Origin of the sequence: Burkholderia sp. Ac-20392 (genome assembly GCF_017104585.1) — a bacterium.
GTDB classification, from domain to species: domain Bacteria; phylum Pseudomonadota; class Gammaproteobacteria; order Burkholderiales; family Burkholderiaceae; genus Burkholderia; species Burkholderia lata.
The window spans coordinates 1-4038 of record NZ_JAAGPB010000634.1; the positions used below are offsets into that span (position 1 = coordinate 1).

Consider the following 4038-nt stretch of genomic DNA (forward strand, 5'->3'; position numbering starts at 1 on the left):
TTCCCCACCCGGCGCTCTTCCGATCCACGCCGTCCGCGTTCGACGTGCCGGCCCCCAAGCCGGCCGCGCAGCCGATGCGCGGCATCCGGCTCGCGCTGCTGACGTTCGCGCTGTCGCTCGCGACCTTCATCGAGGTGCTCGACTCGACCGTGACGAACGTCGCGGTGCCGGCGATCTCCGGCAGTCTCGGCGTCTCGAACAGCCAGGGCACGTGGGTGATCAGCTCGTATTCGGTCGCGGCCGCGATCGCGGTGCCGCTGACCGGCTGGCTCGCGCGCCGCGTCGGCGAGTTGCGGCTGTTCGTCGGTGCGGTGTTGCTGTTCACGCTGACGTCGCTGCTGTGCGGGCTCGCGCGCGACCTGCATGTGCTCGTGATCTGCCGCGCGCTGCAGGGGCTGTTTTCAGGGCCGATGGTGCCGCTGTCGCAGACGATCCTGCTGCGCACGTTCCCGCCGGACAAGCGCACGATCGCGCTCGCGCTGTGGGCGATGACGGTGCTGCTCGCGCCGATCTTCGGGCCGGTGGTCGGCGGCTGGATCGTCGACAACTTCTCGTGGCCGTGGATCTTCCTGATCAACTTGCCGATCGGGCTGTTCTCGTTCGCGGTCTGCACCGCGATGCTGCGCCCCGATGCGCAACGCGGCGAAGCCGGCCCGATCGACGTGCCGGGCATCGTGCTGCTCGTGATCGGCGTCGGCTCGCTGCAGGCGATGCTCGATCTCGGTCACGATCGCGGCTGGTTCGGCTCGCCGCTGATCGTCACGCTCGCGGTGGTCGCGGGGCTCTCGATCGTGTCGCTGCTGATCTGGGAAGCGGGCGAGGCGCATCCCGTCGTCGATCTCAGCCTGTTCCGCGATCGCACGTTCTCGTTCTGCGTGCTGATCATCTCGCTCGGGATGATGAGCTTCTCGGTGGTCGGCGTCGTGTTCCCGCTGTGGATGCAGGCCGTGATGGGCTACAACGCGTTTCACGCGGGGCTCGCCACGGCGTCGCTCGGTGTCCTCGCGCTGGTGTTCTCGATCCTCGTCGGGCTCCATGCGCATCGCTTCGACGCGCGCGTGCTCGCGACTTTCGGCTTCCTCGTGTTCGCGGCCGTGCTCGCATGGGATGCGCATTTCACGCTGAAGATGACGTTCGCGCAGATCGCCGCGCCGGGGCTGATCCAGGGGATCGGGTTGCCGTGCTTCTTCATTCCGCTGACCGCCGCGACGCTGTCGCGCATTCCGGATGACCGGCTCGCGGCCGCGTCGAGCCTGTCGAACTTCCTGCGCACGCTGTCGGCCGCATTCGGCACCGCGATGAGCGTGACGCTGTGGGACAACCGCGCGACCTATCACTACGACGTCGTGTCGCAATCCGTCACGCATGCATCGGCGAACACGCAGCGCTTCGTGCACACGCTGAACGCGATGGGCGTGGACGGCGTGCGCGAGCTGACGACGCTGCACCAGGTCGTGATGCAGCAGGCCTACATGATGGCGACCAACGACATGTTCTGGATGGCGAGCATGACGTGTCTCGCACTCGCGGCAATGATGTGGCTGACGCGGCCGAAGCGCGGCGCGGCGGCGTCGTTCGGGCATTGAGGAGAGGAACATGACGACACTCGGCGCACTTGTGATCCTGTATCACCCGAGCGATGCGCAGCTCGACGCGCTCGGCGCATGGCGGCACGCGTGCGATGCGCTGCTCGTCGTCGACAACACGCCGCAGCCCGATGCACGGGCTCGCGAGCTGTGCGCGCGCGAAGGCATCGCGCTGCTGCATCACGGCAATCGCGGCGGGATCGCGGGCGCTTACAACGCGGGGCTTGCCGCGCTGTTTCGCGATCGCATCGATGCCGTCGCGCTGTTCGACCAGGATTCGTCGGTGCCGGCAGCGTATTTCCCGGCGATGCGCGATGTCTGCGCGGGGCTTGGCGGGCGGGCGTTCCTGGCCGGCCCGCGCATCTTCGACGAGAACGCGCGCAGCTTCCTGCCCGAACTGTCGACCAACGGGATCGGGCTGCGCCGCCTGCGCATCGAGCCGGGCGCGCCGCTGCAGCGCTGCGCGTTCCTGATCTCGTCGGGCTGCGTCGTGTCGCGCGATGCGTTCGACGTGCTCGGCCGTTTCGACGAGACGCTGTTCATCGATCACGTCGATACCGAATACAGTTTTCGCGCACTGTCGCGCAACGTGCCGCTCTATGTCGTGCCGTCGCTGGTGCTGCCGCACCGGATCGGCGCGAAGCAGCGTCATGCGATCGGCCCTTTTGAAATGACGTCGATGAATCACTCGTGGCAACGGCGCTACTACAGCGCACGCAATGCGGTGCAGCTCGGGATGCAGTACGGGCTGCGCTTTCCGGTGGCGATCGTGCCGAACCTGCTGACCGTGTGGCAGATCGTGCAGATCGCGCTCGTCGAACGCGACAAGCGCGCGAAGCTCGCCGGCATCCTGTTCGGCGTCGCGGACGGCCTGTTCGGCCGGCTCGGTCCGCTCGAACGCACGCGGCCGCGCCTGGCCGCGCGTGCGCAGCGCATTCAGCAGGGATGAGGGGCGCGATGCGGCGTGTGAAACAAGCAGCGTGTCCGGCACGTAGCGTAAAGAACGGCTCGGCGATGATCGTCGCAGCGGCGGTGTCGCTGGCGTTGAGCGGATGCGTGCCGTCGGGCTTCCTGCCGTCGCTGTCGTTGCACGCGCCGGCCGACGATGCGCTCGCGCACACGGCCGGCCCCGGCGTGAACGGCGCGTGGCCCGCGCCCGACTGGGTGAAGCAGTTGAAGGATCCGCAACTCGACGCGCTGGTTGCCGAGGCATCGCAAAACAACCCCGACGTGCAGGTCGCGCAGGCGCGGCTGCGGATCGCGCAGGCGCAGCTTCAGCAGTTCGATTCGTTGACGGGGCTGACGGGCACGGCCGGCGCGACGGTCAGCCGCGCACGGATGCCGAAGCCGGGCGACGACGTTGCCAACGTGTCGGTCAGCGGCTATCGCGTACCCGTCGAAATTTTCGGCGATCCGAACACCTCGCCGTCGTCGGTGTTCGTCGGGCTGACCTACCAGCTCGACCTGTGGGGGAAGAACCGCGCCGCGACGAAGAGCCTGATGTCGCTGCGCGAAGCGGCGCGGGTCGAGGCCGAGCAGGTGCGGCTCACGCTGGCGGTGGCGATCGTCACCGTGTACTGCCAGCTCGACCAGGCGTATGCGACGCAGGAGCTGTTGCAGCAGAAGCTGAAGGTCAGCCAGCGCGTGACGACCGTGCTGCGCGAGCGCACAGCGCGCGGGCTCGACAATGCATACGACGCGAGCGACGCATCGATCAAGCGCAGCAAGTTGCTCGCGCAGATCTCGCTGAACGACGAGCAGATCAAGCTTGCGCAACTGCAGCTCGGCGTGCTGTCGGGCCGCGGCCCGGAGCGAGGGCTCGCGCTGCAGCGGCCGCGTGTCGGCGCCTTTGCGGGCGGCGCGCTGCCCGCGCGGCTGCCGGCCGATCTCCTGGGCCGCCGGCCCGACATCGTCGCCGCGCGGTTGCGGGTCGAGGCCGCGTTCGCGAATGCCGATTCGACGCGCGCGCAGTTCTATCCGGACGTGAACCTCGTCGCACTCGGCGGCGTGTTCGCGCTGACGCCCGCATCGCTGTTCTCGCGCGATGCGCTCGCCGGTTCCATCGGCCCGGCGATCTCGCTGCCGATCTTCGATCGTGGCCGGCTGAAGGCGAAACTCGGTGCGGATGTCGCGCAGGCCGACGTGGCGATCGGGCTGTACAACAAGACCGTCGACGATGCGCTCGGGCAGGTCGCGCAGTTCGTCACGTCGCTGCAGACGTCGCAGACGCTCGTCGCGCAGCAGCAGGACGCGGTCGCGGCCGCGCAGAAGATCGTGGAGATCGCGACCGACCGTCACCGGCGCGGCGTGTTGATGCAGAAGGATGTGGACGTCGCGGACCTCACCCTGATCGACGAGCGCGCGCAGATGATCGCGCTGCTCGGCCGGCAGAGGACGCTGCGTGTCGGGCTGATCGGCGCGCTGGGCGGCGGGTTCGATGCGGGTGCAACGG

General features: G+C 68.4%; 3 protein-coding genes. All 3 read left to right on the top strand.

Annotated features, from left to right (window positions below; translation table 11 throughout):
• The first annotated feature begins 74 nt into the window (after positions 1–74).
• On the top strand, positions 75–1586 hold the full coding sequence (locus G3N99_RS35910) for a DHA2 family efflux MFS transporter permease subunit (RefSeq protein ID WP_206124733.1): 1512 nt from the start codon (positions 75–77) through the stop codon (positions 1584–1586).
• Between the two features lie 10 nt (positions 1587–1596).
• On the top strand, positions 1597–2535 hold the full coding sequence (locus tag G3N99_RS35915) for a glycosyltransferase family 2 protein (RefSeq protein ID WP_174936413.1): 939 nt from the start codon (positions 1597–1599) through the stop codon (positions 2533–2535).
• An 8-nt stretch (positions 2536–2543) separates the two neighbouring features.
• Positions 2544–4038, top strand: a 1495-nt coding sequence (locus G3N99_RS35920) for an efflux transporter outer membrane subunit (RefSeq protein ID WP_206124732.1), incomplete at its 3' end; no start/stop codon positions are given.